At 49.8% G+C, this 19648-nt stretch carries 18 protein-coding genes and 1 tRNA gene; 3 read left to right on the plus strand and 16 right to left on the minus strand.

The window, feature by feature from the left end; all coding sequences use genetic code 11:
• The first annotated feature begins 121 nt into the window (after positions 1-121).
• Positions 122-1009: a hypothetical protein gene (locus OCT58_RS02900; protein WP_267201344.1), complete on the plus strand. Its 888-nt coding sequence runs from the start codon at positions 122-124 to the stop codon at positions 1007-1009.
• A gap of 264 nt (positions 1010-1273) precedes the next feature.
• Here the strand turns inward: OCT58_RS02900 and OCT58_RS02905 are convergent.
• The 8 genes from OCT58_RS02905 to uvrC form a co-directional block, all read right to left on the minus strand.
• Positions 1274-1362, minus strand: a tRNA-Ser gene (locus tag OCT58_RS02905).
• A gap of 78 nt (positions 1363-1440) precedes the next feature.
• Positions 1441-2067 carry a DUF308 domain-containing protein gene (locus OCT58_RS02910; RefSeq protein ID WP_267201345.1) on the minus strand — a complete coding sequence of 209 codons (627 nt, stop codon included), beginning with the start codon at positions 2065-2067 and terminating at the stop codon, positions 1441-1443.
• A gap of 70 nt (positions 2068-2137) precedes the next feature.
• Positions 2138-2656, minus strand: a complete 519-nt coding sequence (locus OCT58_RS02915; protein ID WP_267201346.1) for an adenine phosphoribosyltransferase — start codon at positions 2654-2656, stop codon at positions 2138-2140.
• 23 nt (positions 2657-2679) lie between these two features.
• Complete coding sequence (gene recJ / locus OCT58_RS02920; protein WP_305069070.1) at positions 2680-4998, minus strand: single-stranded-DNA-specific exonuclease RecJ; 2319 nt, start codon at positions 4996-4998, stop codon at positions 2680-2682.
• 76 nt (positions 4999-5074) lie between these two features.
• On the minus strand, positions 5075-5908 hold the full coding sequence (locus OCT58_RS02925; RefSeq protein WP_267201348.1) for an SDR family NAD(P)-dependent oxidoreductase: 834 nt from the start codon (positions 5906-5908) through the stop codon (positions 5075-5077).
• Between the two features lie 18 nt (positions 5909-5926).
• Positions 5927-6856: a ribonuclease Z gene (gene rnz, locus OCT58_RS02930; RefSeq protein WP_267201349.1), complete on the minus strand. Its 930-nt coding sequence runs from the start codon at positions 6854-6856 to the stop codon at positions 5927-5929.
• A 26-nt stretch (positions 6857-6882) separates the two neighbouring features.
• Positions 6883-8196 carry a GTPase ObgE gene (gene obgE, locus OCT58_RS02935; RefSeq protein WP_267201350.1) on the minus strand — a complete coding sequence of 438 codons (1314 nt, stop codon included), beginning with the start codon at positions 8194-8196 and terminating at the stop codon, positions 6883-6885.
• Positions 8197-8261: 65 nt separating this feature from the next.
• Positions 8262-10073: an excinuclease ABC subunit UvrC gene (gene uvrC / locus OCT58_RS02940; protein ID WP_267201351.1), complete on the minus strand. Its 1812-nt coding sequence runs from the start codon at positions 10071-10073 to the stop codon at positions 8262-8264.
• Positions 10074-10217: 144 nt separating this feature from the next.
• Here uvrC and OCT58_RS02945 point away from each other — a divergent pair, with 144 nt between their 5' ends.
• Positions 10218-10358 carry a hypothetical protein gene (locus tag OCT58_RS02945; protein ID WP_267201352.1) on the plus strand — a complete coding sequence of 47 codons (141 nt, stop codon included), beginning with the start codon at positions 10218-10220 and terminating at the stop codon, positions 10356-10358.
• A gap of 304 nt (positions 10359-10662) precedes the next feature.
• Here OCT58_RS02945 and OCT58_RS02950 read toward each other — a convergent pair whose 3' ends face one another.
• The 8 genes from OCT58_RS02950 to rpsO form a co-directional block, all read right to left on the minus strand.
• Positions 10663-10962 carry a nucleoside triphosphate pyrophosphohydrolase family protein gene (locus OCT58_RS02950; protein ID WP_267201353.1) on the minus strand — a complete coding sequence of 100 codons (300 nt, stop codon included), beginning with the start codon at positions 10960-10962 and terminating at the stop codon, positions 10663-10665.
• Positions 10963-11553: a ribosome biogenesis GTP-binding protein YihA/YsxC gene (gene yihA, locus OCT58_RS02955; RefSeq protein ID WP_267201354.1), complete on the minus strand. Its 591-nt coding sequence runs from the start codon at positions 11551-11553 to the stop codon at positions 10963-10965.
• Positions 11554-11564: 11 nt separating this feature from the next.
• The gene (gene clpX, locus OCT58_RS02960) at positions 11565-12824 is read right to left on the minus strand and encodes an ATP-dependent Clp protease ATP-binding subunit ClpX (protein WP_267201355.1); all 1260 of its coding nucleotides are present in this window, start codon (positions 12822-12824) and stop codon (positions 11565-11567) included.
• Positions 12825-12957: 133 nt separating this feature from the next.
• Positions 12958-14271 carry a trigger factor gene (tig, locus tag OCT58_RS02965; RefSeq protein ID WP_267201356.1) on the minus strand — a complete coding sequence of 438 codons (1314 nt, stop codon included), beginning with the start codon at positions 14269-14271 and terminating at the stop codon, positions 12958-12960.
• A 185-nt stretch (positions 14272-14456) separates the two neighbouring features.
• Positions 14457-15647, minus strand: coding sequence for an elongation factor Tu (tuf, locus tag OCT58_RS02970; protein ID WP_267201357.1), 1191 nt, complete (start codon positions 15645-15647; stop codon positions 14457-14459).
• A gap of 210 nt (positions 15648-15857) precedes the next feature.
• The gene (locus OCT58_RS02975) at positions 15858-16766 is read right to left on the minus strand and encodes a hypothetical protein (protein ID WP_267201358.1); all 909 of its coding nucleotides are present in this window, start codon (positions 16764-16766) and stop codon (positions 15858-15860) included.
• 60 nt (positions 16767-16826) lie between these two features.
• Positions 16827-18650: a ribonuclease J gene (locus OCT58_RS02980; protein WP_267201359.1), complete on the minus strand. Its 1824-nt coding sequence runs from the start codon at positions 18648-18650 to the stop codon at positions 16827-16829.
• 185 nt (positions 18651-18835) lie between these two features.
• On the minus strand, positions 18836-19105 hold the full coding sequence (gene rpsO / locus OCT58_RS02985) for a 30S ribosomal protein S15 (protein ID WP_267201360.1): 270 nt from the start codon (positions 19103-19105) through the stop codon (positions 18836-18838).
• A 258-nt stretch (positions 19106-19363) separates the two neighbouring features.
• On the opposite strand from rpsO, the gene rpsT reads away from it, so the two are divergent.
• Complete coding sequence (gene rpsT / locus OCT58_RS02990; RefSeq protein ID WP_267201361.1) at positions 19364-19618, plus strand: 30S ribosomal protein S20; 255 nt, start codon at positions 19364-19366, stop codon at positions 19616-19618.
• The last annotated feature ends 30 nt before the right edge of the window (positions 19619-19648 follow it).

The following is a 19648-nucleotide window of genomic DNA, read 5'->3' on the forward strand; positions in this document are numbered from 1 at the left end:
CCTTTACTTTGGTGTGAACAGTTAAAGTATAACGCAGGAGCTTCTTGCGTTTTTTCTATTTTTATAACAAGGAAGCCAGGGATAGCGGTGATTAGCCGTTATTCCTGGCTTTCAAGTTTCAGTGGATAAACAATCAAATGAATTAGCTGAACAAATCATTGCAAAACTACACGCCAAAAATAATAGTTCATCTGATGCGACTACTCAGCACACTGGCAATGTTATTGCTAAGCTTGAAAAACAGTTAGACCGTGAAGATGATGCCTATAAAAAAGCGGAATTGCGAAAACAAATTCAGCAAAAGAAACTGGATAAACTAAATGGCTATGCGAATATTTCAATTTATGAAGCTGATTACTATAAGCAGGCAATTAATGATATTAATAAATTAAAGGACTATATTACTCGTGAGAAAAAGCGAAAAACTAGCAAGCAGCAAATTCTAGCCGACTCACAAACAACAGCTAAAGCAATTCTCCAAAATTATCGCCAGGCTGTTCATAATCACATTGAGGACCTTGAAACGTGGCAAAAGAACTATATTAAACAGTTTGAAAGTAGCAAGAAAGAATATGACAATCCACAACTAGAATTGTTACACCGTCAAGACTTTAATGCTAAGCTAAACGCTATGAATGATCGGCAGCTAAGCAATTACATTAGCAACTTAAACGAGCATGGCCAGTTAACGGTCTATGAATTAAACACGCTAATGGGCGCTGTTAAGGGCAAATCTCGCCTTTACAACATCCTAAAAGTTTATAAAGATAGCAACAACATTGGAAGCGAGTATAAGAATACCAAAGAATGGAAGGCAGTTAATAGTGCACTTAATACATTGGGTGTTTATGAACAATCAGACGGCATTTATACAGCACCCGATGCTAGTGGCCGGCCGCACCGCATTAACTTGTTAAATCTTGGGAATGAAGAAACCATTGGCTATAACGATGATGACGGTCAACAGAATACAATTGGTAATAACGGTAGAAATATATTAGATTTCTAAATTAAAGAATTAATAACAATCAACTCTGTAAAAGCACTTGGTTTCTCCTTGTGCTTTTTTTACTTGTCAAAACTTGACTTCCTCGCATACCAAAATAAAAAGGCCACCTAAACAGTGACCTATCAACGCCGGCAAGAATAGAAATTTGTCGTGAATTTTGTCGTGAACTTGCCAAAAAATACATTTTTATAATAATTTTCAAAAATAAAAAAGCTGGTATATCAACGTTTTGGCACCATTGACAACCAGCGAAAGGGTTAAAAAAGGAGAGTACAGGATTTGAACCTGCGCGCCCGCTCTACACGGGTTCGCCGGATTTCGAGTCCGGTGCATTACCACTCTGCCAACTCTCCATAATTCAACTGTTACATTATACCAAACTTCCCGAATTCCGTAAAGGGGACGTCAGTAACAGTCGAATTTAATCTGCTTTAGTTATTCTGATCCGCAACATCGTGTGTTGTTTGCCCATTCTTAGCCGTGTAAAGGGCTTCTTTGGTATTGTCTGGATTAACAATACTCAGGGAATAGTCCGCTCCGAGAACTTTCGAGATCTGTTTTGAATTGGACTTGATGGACTTGGTCAAATTTGGCCAGCCAATTTGTTCTGACTGGCTTGGATCCTGAACCAGCGATTCCAATGCCTTGACCGTGTCATCGTCGGTTGGCTTAATACTAAAGGTTTTGGTGTCCTCGTCAAAGCTAACCGAGCCCAGTTTGGAGTAACCTTTCTGTAATTGGCGCAGCACTGCCATTTCTTTATTTTCTTGGGTTGCCTGGTTATTAGCACTGCCATTAATGGTCCCCGTTTTATCGGAAAAGGCATTGCTCCCCTGTGTCTGGGTTGTCTGAGACGATGACGTGCTTGACTGCTCGGTCTGTGCCTGCTGATTGTGGTGGAAATATGGCAGATTGATTCCACCATAGATCACCGCTGCCAAGCTCAAAACAACGATAATCGTCCCGGCCTTCCATTCCCGGTAATGCTGCCAGGAATTAGCCAGGTAAAAGCCACCCAGAATCAACATTAAGCCACCAAAAATAACAAGAAAGATCATGAATTAATATCCCCTTTTGCAATTTGCTCAGCTGAAGCAAAAGATGTGCCGCTGCCAGCACATCTTGGTCTTAAAACTCCATTAATGCCTTCATGTCATACTTCTCAATCTTGTCACGACCATGGAGGGCCTTCAATTCGATTAAGAATGCACAACCAACGACGATACCGCCCATCTTTTCGACCATTTCAATTGTCGCCGAGATGGTACCACCGGTTGCCAACAGATCATCGACAACCAGGACCCGCTGACCGGGCTTAATCGAGTCGTATTCCATCTGCAGGGTTGCCGTCCCGTATTCCAAATTATAGGTGGCACTGATTGCCTTTCTTGGCAGCTTGCCTTTCTTCCGGGCCGGGGCAAAACCGACACCCAATTCCCGAGCAATTGGACAGCCGACAATAAAGCCCCGCGCCTCGGGACCGACAACCATGTCCACCTGCTTGTCACGGGCGTAAGCAGCCAATTCGTCAGTTGCTTGCTTGTACGCCTCACCGTCCGCCATCAGCGGTAAGATATCACGAAAGATAATTCCCTTTTCTGGATAATCGGGAATACTTGCGACGTATTTATAAAGGTCTAAGGTCATTGGAAATTTTTCTCCTTTAATTATTAATCCTTCTTAAGGCACTGTAGTATCCACTGAGTAACGCTCGTGGCGTCACCGTACAAAAGGACTTTTTCAGCTTGGTAACGAGCAAGCTGTTTTTGGTACTGTGTCGTTTGTTTCAAATCTGTCTTACCACTGACCGGCTGCAGATTTAAAACACCATTATTTATTGTAACAAATCCCGCTTCAGAAAACACTTGAATTATCAAATTTAATCGTGTTGGGTTGATTTTCAGGTACTGACTGGCAGCCATCGCCTGCTGTGGCCATTGAAGACGGGGATTGGCACGCAGAAAGCCGTACACCTCGGCGAAGTCTTGCCGATCCGGCAGGCCGGCGAGGTAAACATTCTGCCGATCCATCAGTAGCAAGCGGATTTGTGCCGGCGCCCCCGTATCATTTTGAAAAAGCTTCTTGAGCGCCGCCAGGCTATCGGGCAGATCCACTAAAGTAATTTGCCGATGCTTAAAGTCCATCTCCTGGGCGGCGGCCGGACTCAAAGCGTGCTCGGCCCCAACGTGGGGGGCAATGTTTTTGCGAAGCCGATCATCATAGACAATGTACTCCCCATCCGCCTTGAAATGTTCCGGACGTAAATGCGCCGTCCGCTCATCCAGGACGAGGGGGCCATGGACATGCGCGTCAACCAACATTAGTTGAACTGAACGCTGTCCCTGCCATTCATTGATGCCGACCGTCGCCGCAATGTCGACTTGATTGCCCGGTGCCTGAAAGAGCGGCGCATCTTGTCCATGACCAAAGGCAATCACGGCTAGTTTCTGCTGCCCGCGCAGGCTAAACTTCAGGTGGCTGTTGTCCCTTCCCATCGTCCGGACCCCAGCCGGGTGAATGTTGGTAAGTTCAAATACTGGTTCCTCATTGTCCGGGCCAAAAGGGGCCAACTTTTGAAGGTCATTGTAAAGGTCCTCATTGATCTGATCTGGATTGAGCTCGGTCGCCAGCTTTAATGGCAGCGGCTTTTGCCAATCAAAACCTTGACGCGTTGCCTCCGCATCCAATGCCGCCTGAAGCTGATCCAGCTTGTCAACCGCAAAGGAAAGCCCGCAGGCCGCCGGGTGACCACCAAAAGCCGTCAGCAGCGCGCGGTGTGGGTCCAAGGCGGCGAAGAGGTTGAAGCGCTCATCACTGCGCCCCGATGCCTTGGCAACCTCCTGACTACCGTCCACACTGGCAACGATGGTCGGCTTGCCGGTCTGCTCACGAACCCGGCTGGCAACGATACCAAGGACTCCCTGGTGCCAGTCATGACCCAACAAAATCAGGACCGGATGCTGCCGATTCTTAGCCGCGTTTGCTTGGGCCAGTGCTGGTTGCATAATCGTGTCCACCAGCTGGCGGCGCTGTTGGTTGGCGGCCTCAACCTGTTTGGCCAGCTCCTGGCCCTCTCCTTCATCAAAGGTCGTCAGCAGCTGAACCCCAAGTCCGGCATCCGCGACCCGGCCCAGTGCGTTTAGTTGCGGTGCAATCCCAAAGCCAATGTCCTGATCCGTCAGCCGTGGTTCATTAAGTCCCGCCAATTTCACTAGTTCATGGAGACCCGGTCGCATCCCCTGGCGCAAGACCTGCAGTCCCAGGGAAATCAGTACCCGGTTCTCGTCAGCAACACTTACCACATCGGCGATCTCACCAATTGCGACCAGGTCCAGCAGCTCCTGGGGAAATTCATCGGTCAGTGCCCAGGCCAGTTTGAAAGCCACCCCGACCCCCGAGAGACCGGCAAAAGGATAGTCCGTTCCTGGATACTGGGGATGAACCACCGCAACAGCGTCCGGTAGATCCGCTGGCAGCTCATGGTGGTCAGTCACGACAACATCCACGCCCTGCTTTATCACCGAATCAATGACATCCTTACCGCTGACCCCGTTGTCAACGGTCACGATCAACTGGGTACCCTCTTCAATCAAACGCTGGTAGGCTGCGGCATTCGGTCCGTAGCCATCGTTAAAGCGGTTGGGAATGTAATAATTGACATTGGCACCGATTTCTTGGAGCGTCTCGTACATGACTGCCGTGCTGGTAATTCCGTCCGCATCGTAGTCGCCGTAGATCGTAATTTGTTCTCCCCGCTCAATCGCCTGTTGAATCCGGTCCACGGCCTTGTCCATGTCATGTAGCTGATGGGGATCATGAATCAAGTTGGGATCAGGTTGTAAGAATTGCTGGGCAGCTTCCGGCGTTTTTATGCCCCGCTTTACTAGGAGATCGGCGAGCACCGGACTCAGCCCTATCTTTGTGAGGGCCGTTACTGCCGCCGGATCCGCATCCTTTGCCAGTTCCCATTTAAACCGCGAATCATTCATTTTCTTCACCATGCGCTTTCCTAAAAATTTCTGCAAAATAAGGAAGGCTGCAACACGTCGGTCACAGCCATTCTACTTACAAACTCTTCTTGTCCTGCTGAAAATCAAAGAACTTCTTAATCGCCCAATCGCTGAGACCAGGGATGACCCGGTAGGCCCAGCCAAGGCAGGCCACGTAGGTCGGAACATTGATTTCCCGCGTCTGGTAGCCAACGTTATCCCAGATCCGCCGAGCAAGTTCGTCTGGTTCAATGAACATCCATTTTGGCAGGTGGGCCTGATAGGTGTTGTTAGGATCACCCTTTGCCCAGAACTTCGTGGAGATCGGGCCGGGGTTGACCGTCAGTACCTGAACGCCGTAATCAGCGACTTCCATCCGTAAGACATTATCAAACTGAATAACACCAGCCTTGGTTGCCGAATAAACCGCGCTGTTTGGCGTTGGGATCTTGCCAGCCAGTGAGGCGATGTTGATGATTGCCCCATAGCCCTGATCCATCATCTGCTTGGCCACGCACCGGCTGATGTACATCAGTGCTAGGAGATTAACGTGAACCATTTCCGCCATAGAAGAATAATGCTGGTCAGCAACCTCGGTAAACTCACCCAAACCGGCCGAGTTAATTAGGACATCAATACTGCCGACCTCGTGTTGGATCTTGTCCAGCACCTGATCGATGGCGTCCGGATCAGTCACGTCGAGCTGGTAGGCAAATGCTGGCCGGCCCGACAAAATCAAGCACTTTTTGGCTACTTTCTGAAGCTTTTCCTGGTTGCGAGCGGCCACCACCACAATTGCTCCCCGGCGTGCTGCTTCTAGGGCGAGCTGCTTACCAATGCCGCTCGAACCACCGGTGATCAGCACGACTTCATTCCGTAAAAAGCGCAGTGTTTTTACCCGTCTTAACATTGTCTACCATCCCTTTTCTTATTTTTTAAACGGAATATCGAACACATCCAGGTCATTTACGACCCGCGTCTCTGGAAAAATATTGCGAACCTGGTAGGCCAGCTGATAGGCAGCCTTCCCGGCATAGCGGGCCGAAATATGGGTCAGGAAAAGACGCTTGGCACCCGCTTTTTTCGCAATTTCCGCAGCCTGCTTGCTGGTTGAGTGGTAATAGTTATGGGCCAACTGGGCCTCGTCTTTGCCGAAGGTGCTCTCGTGAACCAACACATCCGCATCTTTAGCCAACCAGAGCGCATTCTTCGTTGCCCGAGTATCACCTAAAATAGCAACCACCCGGCCTGGCTGTGGTTGACCGATGAAATCATGGCCATCCAATACCCGACCATCAGGGAGCTCAACGGTCTTGCCGGCCTTCAACTGCCCGTAAACCGGCCCGGACGGTACCTTGGCTGCCCGCAGCTTATCTACCATTAGTTCGCCCGGGTGATCATGCTCTACTACCCGATAACCATAACAGGTGATCTTGTGGTCCAACTTCTTAGCGTAAACCGTGAAGCCCTGGTCCTCGAAGATCTTGCCCTCCTGTTGGATTTCAACAAAGTGGAGCGGGTAGCTCAACCGCGACTCGCTCACCTGCAGGGCGGTCAGCACAAATTTTTTGATTCCTACCGGTCCATAAATTGTCAGCGGCTCGTTTCCCCCCTGAAAGGACCGCGAGCTCAGTAGGCCCGGAAGGCCAAAGATGTGATCACCATGAAGGTGGGTGATAAAGATTTTTTCGATCTTCCGCGGCCGAATCGTCGTGTAAAGGATCTGGTGCTGCGTTGCTTCACCGACATCAAAGAGCCAGATGGCATTGCGCTCTTCCAGCAGACGCAGAGCCACGCTGGTAACGTTGCGCTGCTTGCTGGGCGAGCCCGCACCGGTGCCTAAAAATTCTAGTTGCATAGTGTTTCCTACCTTTTCAATCGTGTTTATTGAACAAATTCAAAGACAAACTTCTTAATCCGTACCAGGTCGCCATCTTGGATGCCCTTTGCCCGCAAGGCATCGTCAACACCCATCTGACGGAGCTGCCGGGCAAAACGCAACTGGCTCTGCTCGTGAGTTAAGTCGGTCATGTCAAAGAGCCGGAGTAATTTGGCCCCGCCAAGGACCCAGGTTCCATCCTCATCCTTGCTGATCGTAAAGTCGGCGGTCTCCTTCTCCGGTGCGGCAGCCTTGTATTCGGCTACCAGTTGCTCGTCGTGGCTTTCGCTGTCAAAGGCCGGCGTCTGATCCAGCAGATCAGCCGTCAGCTGCATCAACTGCTGGACACCCTGGTGAGTAACGGCGGAGATTGGGAAGATCCGTGGCACGTTTGGCAGCGTCGTGTCCTCCTGCAGTTCTGCCTTGAAGTGATCCAGATTATCCTGAGCATTCGGCAGGTCCATCTTGGTGGCGACCACGATTTGCGGCCGCTTCAGCAATTCGGGATCGTAGTTAGCCAGCTCATGATTAATCTGCCGGTAACGTTGGATTGCCTGTTCCGGATCCTCGCTGCTCATGTCAACCAGGTGAAGCAAGACCCGTGTCCGTTCGATGTGACGCAAAAACTTCAGGCCTAAGCCGATCCCTTTAGACGCTCCTTCAATCAATCCAGGCATGTCAGCCATCGCAAAATCCCGGCCATCCGGCAGCATGACCATCCCCAGATTTGGCACCAGGGTCGTAAACTCATAGGCCGCAATCTTTGGCTTAGCACCAGTCACAACTGACAGGAGCGTTGACTTCCCGACCGATGGAAAACCGATCAGGCCGACGTCGGCCAGCATTTTCAATTCGAGCTCCAGATAGTGATCCTCACCAGGTTCCCCGTTTTCTGCGATCTCCGGAGCGGGGTTCTTGGCGCTGGCAAAGTGAATGTTGCCGCGACCGCCACGGCCGCCGCGGGCCACAACCAGTTCTTGCCCCTCTTCAACCAGGTCACCGATGATCTGGCCAGTATCGAGATCACGCACCGTCGTCCCCTGGGGAACCGCAATTACGGTATCCTCGGCGCTCGGACCGGTCATTTGCTTATTCATCCCGTTGCCACCGTTCTTAGCTTTAAAGATCCGGTGGTAACGGAAGTCCATCAGGGTCCGTAAACCTTCGTCCACCTTCAGGATGATGCTGCCGCCACGGCCACCATCACCACCGGCAGGGCCACCGTTAGGCACGTATTTTTCACGCCGGAAAGCGACCATTCCGTCACCACCCTTTCCGGCATGCACCTCAATTTTTATCTGATCAACAAATGTATTCATTTGGATTATTCTCCGTTCTATTTAGTTACTATTAAGTATATTGGAAAAAGCGGACAGCGTCAAAATCAATCGTGACTGCTGCCCTTGGCCACCGCCGCGTTTTTCTGCAGGGAAACCTTAATCAATTGGGCCGTGGGCCGGTTGATCCCCAGGGCCTGAATATCTTCCACCGAAGCCGCGGCGATCTTGCTAATCGACCCGTACTGCTTCAGCAGCTTGGTCCGGGTCCGCGGCCCAACCCCCTTGATCTCGTCCAATCGGGAACTGAGCGAATGCTTAGTGTGAACCCGCCGATGGAAGGTAATCGCAAAGCGGTGCACCTCGTCTTGGATCCGCTGTACCAGGTAAAAGCCCTGGCTACGTGGATCGAGGTGAACGTGCTGATCGTGATCGCCAAAAAGCAGGTCGGCAGTCTTGTGCTTGTCGTTTTTAACCATCCCGACTACCGGAATATCAAGCCCCAGTTCGTTCTCCAGGACATCCTTGACGGCGTCCATCTGAATCTCACCACCATCCATGAAGATCATATCCGGCATTGGCTTATTTTCCTTTAGGAGCCGGGAGTAGCGCCGTCGAATCACCTCGCGGGTGCTGGCGGCTTCATCGGCGTGGTCGATCACCGTCTTGAGCTTGTACTTACGATAAAGTTTCTTAGCCGGCTCCCCGTCAACGAAGACCACCATGGCGCTGACCGGATCGGCCCCTTGGATGTGGGAATGATCAAAGGCCTCAATCTTGTGGCCCGCCGGCAGTCCCAAGGCGTCGGTGATTTCCTTCATCGCCCCGGTCGTCTTGCTCTGGTCCATCTCCAGCAAGCGAAACTTCTCACTTAGGGTTAGGCGGGCATTTTCGGCCGCCATGTCCATCAAATCGCGCTTTTCCCCCCGCTCTGGTGTCCGCACCGGGACGCCCAGGATTTCACTGATTTCCTTATTTGGCAGTCCCGCCGGCAACAGGATTTCCTTAGGTAGGATGTTGTTGCGCCGGTGGTAGAACTGAAGAATGAAGCTGGTCATTTCTTCAACCGCCGTGTCAACAATTGGGAAGAGCCGCTTCTCCCGTTTCATCAGTCGCGCCTGGCGGATAAAGAAGACCTGGATCGAAAGCCAGCCCTTGTCCATATAAAAGTTAAAGAGGTCTCGCGGCGTCTTATCATTGGAGATGATCTTTTGCTTTTCAACGGTCACCTCAATGTAGTGCAGCTGGTCGCGGATCTCAGCGGCCCGTTCGTACTCCAGGTCCGCAGCGGCCTTATTCATCCGGGCCGTCAGCTGACGCTTAACTGCGGCCGTGTTCCCGTTGAGAAACGATTTAATCCGTTTGATCTGGGCTGCATACTCCGCGGGCGCAACCTCCTTAAAGCAGGCCCCCAAACACTGACCCATGTGATAGTACAGGCAGGGGCGGCCCTGGTAACCGTGGCAACGCCGCAGCGGGTAGACCTTTTGGATAAAGTGAAGGGTCTCCTCGGCCGCGTACACGTTCGGGTAGGGACCGAAGTAGTAGGCCCCATCTTTTTTGACCTGACCGGTGATCATGGTCTGCGGATCACGCTCGTTGGTGATTTTGATGTAAGGATAGCCGGTCCCCCGCTTCAGCTTGATGTTGAAATAGGGCTGGTGCTTTTGGATCAGGGTGATTTCCAGGAGGAAGGATTCCTTGTTGGTCCCGGTAATAATGGTCTCGAAGTCCGCCACCTCTGACACCATCTTGGCGACCTTTCCGGTGTGGCTGCTCTTAAAATACGACCGCACCCGGTTCTTCAGGTTCTTGGCCTTTCCAACGTAAATGATCTGACCGTTAATATTTTTCATTAAATAACAGCCGGGCTTATCCGGCAGTAATGCTAGCTTATGTTCCAGATATTCGCTTGCCATCATAACCCTCCGATAAAATTACTAACTAATTATTATAAGTGATCCGCCGTCCAAAAGGCAAAGAAAGTGCAAGCCAGATGACTTGTCGAATTGCCGGTAAATGTGCTAGCATTCTTCTTAAAAGAGATTAAAGGAGCGATCAGAATGGGACTTGTTACTCGGCGGAGCCTGCAAATCGACAAACTCTTCGACCAGTTGGCCGTTGATTCGAAGAAGCAAAAACCGCTTGATAAGAAAAAAGCAGACAAAGAAACTGATAAGAAAAACACGGATAAGCAAAAGTAAGCTTGGACCGCAAAAAAGAGGTGAGTGGGAAACAACCACCAGAGTGGGGCGCGACGCGAAGCTAGCCTATTAGGTATGGCTAGCCTAGGACGGGAGTCGGCGCTGAAGGCGTCGGCTTTCGTCCGTAGTCAAATAGACTTGCTCCGCTGCGCTAGACACTAGCCCCACGGTTGTTTTTCACGTTATCTTTCCAATTATTTGAAAAGTAAAGGGAGGTCGGGAGAAAACAAATTTTCTCCCGGCCTCCCTTTTTTAAGCGAAGGTGATAACCAACTGCATAGCTAACGTTTCAGCTGTTTACCAGTTACTTTTGTTTCTTAAAGCCACTAGGGTAGCGGCGGTTTAATTCCGCAATGTTTGCCTTGGCAACCTCGTCGAATGGAATGTCTGCCCACTCGGCAATCTGAGACAGATACCAGAGAACATCCCCCATCTCGTGCATCAGCTCTGCTCGGTTGAGCTGCTTGCTCTTAAAGGTGTAGTTCTTTACCAGGTCCACCACCTGACCCGACTCGCCGGCGAGCCCCAGGGCACAGTTGGTCAAAACCTGTTCATTTCCGTAGAGCGTCCGTTTGGCTGCCTTTTGGTACTCGTTGAAATCCACTTAGTTCATCCCCGTCTGTTGTTCAATCCATTGCCATACTTGATCCTTGCCCCGTTTCGTCACCGCCGAGAAGAGGATCAATGGCGCGTCACGTTTCATCGTCAGTCGCTTTCTGATCTGGCTTTCCTGCCGGTTCCAGACGTTAGACTTAACCTTGTCGCTCTTGGTTCCCACGACCAGGGTTGGCAAGCTGTAGTAGTCCAGCCACTGATACATTGAAACATCATCGGCAGTCGGTTCATGACGAGCGTCAACTAGCATAATGACCCCGCGCAATTGTTCCCGCTGGGTCAGGTACTGTTCAATCATCTGACCAAAGCGTTCCCGTTCCTTTTTGGAAACCTTGGCGTAGCCGTAACCCGGCACATCAACGAAGTAGAGCTGATTCTCCACGTTGTAAAAGTTCAGGGTCTGGGTCTTTCCCGGCTGACTCGAGGTGTGGGCAAAGTTCTGCCGGTTAATCAGTGTGTTGGTCAGTGAGGATTTACCGACATTCGAGCGGCCAACCAGGGCAATCTCTGGATAGTCCGTCTTGGGGTATTGATCGGCCCGAACCGCACTGATCGTCAGGTCAACGTTATGTACATCCATCGCGCTTCTCCTTACTTGGCCTGGGCTTGCTTCTTCATGACGTAGCGTGGTTCCGTATGGTGGGTCACGCAGCGCTTGTCAATCACAACTTCCGCGACATCCTTGCGGCTTGGCAGGTCAAACATGACGTCCCGCATGACGTCTTCAATGATCGACCGCAGCCCCCGGGCACCGGTATTTCGCTTGATGGCCAACTGAGCCATAGCCTTAAGGGCGCCATCGGTAAATGACAGCTTGCTGCCGTCAAGACGAATCAGTTCCTGGTACTGTTTAACCAGGGCATTCTTCGGTTCGGTCAGAATCCGGACCAGATCATGCTCGTCCAACTTCTCTAAAGCGGTCATCACTGGCAGCCGCCCGATGAATTCTGGGATCAAACCAAACTTCAGCAGGTCTTCTGGGATAACGTGCTGCAGGATGTTCTTCTCAGTGATGCTGCCCTTTTCATCGGCGTTCGTGTCGGTACCGAAACCAATCGTCTTTTCACCCAGCCGTTCCTTGACGATCGTCTCAATACCATCAAAAGCTCCGCCGACGATAAAGAGAATATTCTTGGTATCAACCTGAATAAATTCTTGTTGCGGGTGCTTCCGGCCCCCCTGCGGCGGAACATTGGCAATCGTCCCTTCCAGGATCTTCAAGAGGGCCTGCTGAACCCCTTCACCGGAAACATCCCGGGTGATTGAGACGTTTTCACTCTTCTTAGCAATCTTATCGATTTCGTCGATGTAGATGATGCCCTTTTCGGCCCGGTCAACATCAAAGTTCGCCGCTTGCAGCAGCTTTAAGATAATGTTTTCCACGTCTTCGCCGACATAACCGGCTTCAGTCAAAGTCGTCGCATCGGCAATCGCAAATGGAACGTTTAAAATCCGGGCCAGGGATTGGGCCAGGTAGGTCTTCCCAGAACCAGTTGGGCCGATCACCGCGATATTGCTCTTTTGCAGCTCAGTATCGTTGTTATCACCATTCATCATGGCGTTGACCCGCTTGTAGTGGTTGTAAACTGCCACTGCCAGCGTCTTCTTGGCTTCATCCTGACCAATTACGTAGTCGTCCAGTTCACTGACGATCTCTTCTGGTGTCGGTACCCGGAAGTCCTTGCTTGCCTGATCATCGGCCAGTTCCTGATCAATGATCTGCTTGCACAAGTCCACGCATTCGTTACAAATGTACACACCGGGACCGGCAACAATCTTTTTCACTTCGTCCTGTGACTTACCACAGAAGGAGCAGTGAATAGAATCCATTCCCTTGGTATCTTCAAACATTAAGCTTCCTCCTCTAAAGTACTGAGAACATCATAACAAAATTAAAGACCGATTTCGAATGATGTGATTTGGATCAAAAGAAAAAGTGTCCAATCAATTGATTGGGCACTCATCAGTCTTGAACGAAGTAAAATTACTTGTCAGACTTCTTGTCGTCGCTGGCAACCTGCTTTGCGGAGTCCGCAACCAGGTCAACGGCCTTCTTGATCTTGATGTCGTGAGCCAGCATGTCCTTAGACAGTGCCTTTTCAACGGCGTCTTCCTTCATGCCGTATTGCTTAGCCAGGTCAGCAACTTCCTTCTTCATTTCGTCGTCGCTGGCTTCCAGCTTAGCATCATCAACGATAGCTTCCAGAACCAGGTTAGTCTTAACCCGTTGTTCAGCATCGTTTGCGAATTGCTTCTTCAGGTCTTCTTCCTTAGTACCAGTGATCTGGAAGTACATTTGTGGGCTGATCCCCTGTTGTTGCATTCCAGCAAGGTATTGTTGCATCTGCCGGTTCGTGTCGTCATCCAGCATTGATTGTGGGATGTCTTGGATTTCGGCATTGGCAACAGCCTTTTCGATCGCAGCGTCTTCAATGGTAGCCTTAGCTTGGTTGTCCTTGTCTTCTTGCAGCTGCTTCTTGGTCTTGTCCTTCAGTTCGTCTAAGGTGTCAACATCCTCGTCAACGTCCTTGGCAAAGTCATCGTCAAGTTCTGGCAGTTGCTTTTCCTTGATTTCGTGAACCTTAACCTTGAAGATGGCGTCCTTACCGGCCAAGTTCTTAGCGTGGTAGTCTTCTGGGAAGGTTACCTTAACATCAACGTCATCACCGGACTTGTGGCCAACCAGTTGGTCTTCAAAGCCAGGGATGAAGGAGCCGGAACCCAGTTCAAGGGAGTAGTTGTCAGCGGAACCGCCGTCGAACTTCTCACCGTCAACACTACCTTCGTAGTCGATGACAACCGTGTCGCCGTTTTCAGCTGGCTTGTCTTCCTTCAGAACCAGTTCAGCTTGTTGTTGACGCTTCTTTTCTAATTCGGCATTAACGTCATCGTCAGAAACCGTGGTGTCCTGTTCAGGAACTTCCATTCCCTTGTAGTCGCCCAGCTTAACTTCTGGCATCACGTCAACCGTAGCAGTCAGAGTCCATGGTTGACCCTTTTCCATGCTCTTGATGTTAATTTCAGGTTGAGCAACTGGTTGGATCTTGGTTTCTTCAACCGCTGCGCTGTAGGCATCAGGCAGCACCTTGTTCAAGGCATCTTGGTAAAGTGATTCTTCGCCGTACATTTGATTAAAAATCTGGCGAGGAACACGACCCTTCCGGAATCCCGGAACGGTGATCTTCTTACGAGTTTCAACGAAGGCTTCGTCAAGACCCTTCTTAATCGTGTCGACATCAATCGTGAAAGTCAATGTCCCTTTGCTGGCATCGCTATCGCGTTCCCATTTTGCTGACATTTTATTTCCTCCAATAACATTTCAATTTGACCAGGCGCTTACTGCGCGCTGGTCTGTACATACTTTATTAGTTTACCGTAGCTGTCAGGCAATTGCAACCAATTGCCTGACATCGCAACGTAATTTTAAAGCAAAAAAGGAATTCGGCAAGACCGAATTCCTTCATGTTTTTGCCTAATTGAAAATTAGTCCAGCACTTCGGATACCACACCGGCACCAACAGTGTGTCCACCTTCACGGATGGTGAACTTCAGACCCTTTTCAAGGGCAACTGGCTTTTGCAGGTTAACAGTGAACGTAACGTTATCACCAGGCATAACCATTTCTACGCCATCTGGCAGTTCAATCGTACCAGTAACATCAGTAGTGTGGAAGTAGAACTGTGGACGGTAGTTGGAGAAGAATGGAGTGTGACGGCCCCCTTCTTCCTTGGTCATAACATAAACTTCACCCTTGAAGTTCTTGTGAGTCTGGATGGAGCCTGGGGCTGCCAGAACTTGACCACGTTCAACTTGGTCGTGAGAAATACCACGAAGCAGAACACCAACGTTGTCCCCGGCTTCACCAAGGTCAAGCGTCTTGTGGAACATTTCCAGACCAGTAACAGTGGACTTCAGAACCTTGTCGGAAAGACCAACGATTTCAACTTCGTCACCGATCTTAACAGTACCACGGTCGATACGACCGGAAACAACAGTACCACGACCAGTGATAGTGAAGACGTCTTCGATAGGCATCATGAATGGCTTATCAGTAGGACGCTTTGGAGTTGGGATGTAGTCATCAATAACATCCATCAGGTGCAGAACAACCTTTTCTTGTTCTGGGTCACCCTGAAGAGCCTTCAGAGCGGAACCACGGATAACTGGAACATCGTCACCAGGGAAATCGTATTCGTTCAGAAGGTCACGAACTTCCATTTCAACCAAGTCAACCAGTTCGTCATCGTCAACCAAGTCAGTCTTGTTCAGGAATACAACGATGTATTCAACACCAACCTGACGAGCAAGAAGAATGTGTTCACGAGTCTGTGGCATAGGACCATCAGTAGCGGCAACAACCAGGATAGCACCATCCATTTGTGCAGCACCAGTGATCATGTTCTTAACGTAGTCGGCGTGACCTGGCGCATCGATGTGTGCGTAGTGACGCTTTTCAGTTTCGTATTCAACGTGGGCAGTGTTGATAGTGATACCACGTTCCTTTTCTTCTGGAGCGGCATCGATATCAGCGTAATCTTCTTCCTTTGCCAGACCCTTAGCTGCCAGTACCTTGGTGATAGCAGCAGTTAAAGTAGTCTTCCCATGGTCAACGTGGCCAATAGTACCAATGTTTACATGGGGCTTTGTACGTTCATAATGTTCTTTTTCAGCCATTAATGAAAACCTCCTGTTAATTTACAAGTATAATGCCAGTCGTTTCAAAAAAATGACTGACACACCCTTAGGGATATTGTACTACTTCTTTTCGCCAATTGAAAGCTTTATATCAAAGGCTTGAAGAAGAATTCTTAAATATAATATCAACTATCCTCGCGTTTGTAAATAAATTTAGCGATGTTTTTCGCCTAAATTAGAAAATCCTTATTAATTCCCCTGGGCAAGCTTGCTAATCCGCGCCCTGATTAGCTTTTGCCAGCGTGCTGCAGCCGAATCAGTTGCACTTTTCCCACCGTCAATCGTCACTAACAGTTCCTCGGCCCAAGCTGTCGGGTCGTCAATCACGTCTTCAATTCGGGGCATCAGGAACATCAGTTGCAAGTCAAACTGCTGATTAGCCAGCTGATAGCGCATCGCATCCTGGTTGGCTAATCGGTCGTGAATCAGCTGACGCACCTTTTTCACCACCGGAAGTTCGTCGCTGGCAATCAAGTGGGCCGGATTTACCTGGTATTCCTGATTGTCCAGCCAGAGGTAGGTCACCTGGGCGTCCAGGTGAATGCAGCGAAGAGTTTCGATGATGTCACTTTTGATCAGGGGCTGAACAAAGGGATCACGCAAGACGAAACGACTTCCCAGCAAGAACTCGTTCAGCGGTAACTCGTAGGCTTCACTCAGACGCTCGCGTTGCTCCAGAATCGTTCCATCCCCCAGGTGATAAAACTGCCGAAGATTCTGTTGAAGGGTCACCTGGTACTTGATCTCCGCTGCCTGTTCACTATCAACAACTATTTTCAATAATTCTTCTTGCCAGCCTGGATCCGCCCCGGCAATCAGCAAGCGGCACTTGAGATAGCGCTGGTTCGCCAAAAGCACCCGCACCGCTAATTCAACATCCGATCGCGTTTTTAGGAAAAGGGCTGGTTCTTCCAGAACGAAGCTCAAGGCCTGGACGTACTGATGATCGTGATAGAGCGCCAGCACCTGGTTGCGGATCAGGATCGGGCTAGTAGTGTCCATCAGCAGTCCACCAAGAATCTCACTGGCCGTTTTCCATTTTTCCTGTTTGATCAGAACCAATGCACGCCGCAATTCACGCTTTTGTTGTTCATCCATTTTTTCACCTCACAACATGAAAGAAGGAGCCAATCCATTCGACTGGCTCCTCAATTTTGACTAGTTTTTATTATTATTTTTCTTGGCCTGACCTTGTTTGTCGTGCTTACGGCCCCGACCCCGGCCACGATGATGACCATTGTTGGACTTCTTTTCCTTATTAGAAGAATTATCCTTCTTATCCTCGTCATTGTTGTTCTTCTTGCCCTTACGTTTGGCGTGTTGGTTGATCTCCATGATCACGGGCAGGATAACCGGGTGACGCTTGGTCTGGTCAAAAAGGAAGCGGTTGAGCTTCTCACGAACATCCTGCTTGAGATGGCTCCAGTCGAATTCCTTTTGGTCCAGGTTTTCCTGGACAACCTTCTCAACTAGGTCGGCACTTTGTTTCATCAGCTGGTGGTTGGTCTTCACGAAGACAAAGCCCCGCGAAGTGATCTGCGGTCGGGCCACAATCTTTTTCTTCTTGCGGTCAATGGTAGCAACTACCACGAAGATCCCATCTTCGGACAGCACGCGCCGGTCGCGCAGGACAATGTTACCGATATCACCAATCCCGGTCCCATCAATCATCGTGTTGCCGACATCGATGTGATCACCGAGGTGGAATTCGCCCTTCTTGTAGGTTAAAACGTCACCCTTGGCAGTAATAAAGATATGGTCGGCAGGAATGCCCACCTCTTCGGCCAGCTGGGCGTGCTTGTTCAGCAAGCGGTACTCACCCTGGATCGGGATGAAGTACTTCGGCTTCATAAAGTTCAGCATCAGTTGTTCGTCATTTTGGTTGGCATGACCGGATGGGTTCAGGTCATCGGAAATAAACTTGACCTCGGCTCCGGTCCGGTAAATCATGTCCTTGGTCTTCTGAACCTCTGTCTCCTGGGCATAGGATGGCGTGGTCGTCACGAAGACCAGGTCGTTATCGGTCATGTGCAGCTTCGGGTTGTCCCCGCTGGCAATCTGTTGGAGCGACTTAATTGGCTCGCCCATCTTTCCCGTCTCTAGGATGACTACTTGGGAAGGATCCAACTTGTCCGCTTCCTTCATGCTGATTAGCAAGTCCTTTGGCAGCTTTAATTTGCCCAAACTCATGGCGGTGTTAACAATCTGTTCCAGGTCCTTGCCGGACAGCACAATCTTCCGATCAGCGGCCACGGCGGCATCGATAATCTGCTGAATTCGCATGATGTTGGAAGCAACGCTGGCAACGATGATCCGACCATCCTGGTGCTTGAAGGTTTCCTTGACGTACTCGCCAATGTCCTTTTCCCGGGCGGAAGTCCCGCTGATCCCTGCCCCTGCGGAATCGCTCAGTAACGCCAAAACACCCTGGGAGCCAATCTCCGCCAGCCGGGCCAGGTCGGTCTGGTAACCCTTCGTGGCCGTCTGGTCAAACTTGAAGTCACCAGTGTAAACGATATTCCCCTCACTGGTCTCGATGACCACCCCAAGGGTCTCTGGAATGGTGTGGGTCGTCTGGAAGAAAGAGACGGTCACGTCGTTGAAATCAATTGCCGTGGTAGCATCGACGACATGGAAATCATTGAATTTCTTAACTTCTTTATGGCTCTTAACCGCCAGCTTAGCTAGGGCAATCGTCATCTCGGAACCAAAGACCGGCACGTTGAAGTCCATCAAGAAATACGGCAAGGCCCCGATTGAATCGGCATGGCCATGGGTCAGGAAGACTCCGACAATCTTGTCCTTGTGCTGGCGCAGGTATTCCCAGTCAGGAATCACGACGTCAATCCCCATTAATTCGTTTTCCGGGTACTTTAGGCCGGCATCGAGAATAAAAATCTGGTTTTCCACTTCGACGGCGTACATGTTCTTACCGTTTTCACGAACGCCCCCGAATGGAATAATCTTAATACTGTTACTCATCGAGTAATTTACTCCTTTGATTTAGTTTTGAACTGCCCCACCACAAGTTAAATGATGGGATTTTTAATTTCGTTCACGATTAGCTAATCATATCTTACCACAATCAAAGTTATCATTGGAACTAATCTAGCCCGGGAGACGAAAAAAGCACCCCAGCCAAGTGCTGGAGTGCCAGAAGATCAAGATTACCGACGAAGGCCAAGAGCCTTGATCAGTTCACGGTAAGCAGGCAGGTCGGTGCGCCGCAGGTAAGCCAGAAGGTTACGACGGTGACCAATCTTCTTCATCAGACCACGTTGTGAGTGGTAGTCGTGCTTGTGAGTACGAAGGTGATCGTTCAGTTCGTTGATGTCAGCAGTTAAGACAGCAACCTGAACCTGGGTTGAACCAGTGTCGCCCTCGTGCGTTGCGAATTGCTTGATGATTTGATCTTTACGTTCCTTTGAAATAGCCATGCTATTTTCCCACCTTTCAATTAATAGTGCGCCTAGTTCTAAGTACGACGTCGGTGAGGATCGCCAAACTGAGAAGAGGCAAGTTGGTCATTAAATTAACCTTTAATACTATAACCGATTGCTGGCCTTCTTGCAAGCTTTGCAACAAAATCCCCGCTTGATCAGTTGAAACTATTGCATTAGCCGCCAGTCTTTTGTATAATGAAAAACGTTGAAAATTCTGGTCAACTGAATAACCGGGTAATGGAGGTGAAACTCATGCCAATTATCAAGTCAGCAATCAAACGTGTTAAAACTAGTGCCAAGGCCGAAGCAAAGAACGCTTCCCAATTAAGCCACATGCGGACTGCTATCAAGAAGTTCGACAAGGCCAAGCTTGCTGGTGAAGACAACCTTGACGCACTGTACAAGGATGCTCTTTCCGCAATTGATCGGGCGCACTCCAAGGGTCTCATTAAGGCCAACAAGGCTGCTCGTGACAAGTCACGCTTAGCCGCACGTTACAACAAGTAATGTAAAATAAAAAGGGTCAGCAAGTGCTGA

It is taken from the genome of Limosilactobacillus kribbianus (assembly GCF_026413145.1).
Lineage (GTDB): Bacteria > Bacillota > Bacilli > Lactobacillales > Lactobacillaceae > Limosilactobacillus > Limosilactobacillus kribbianus.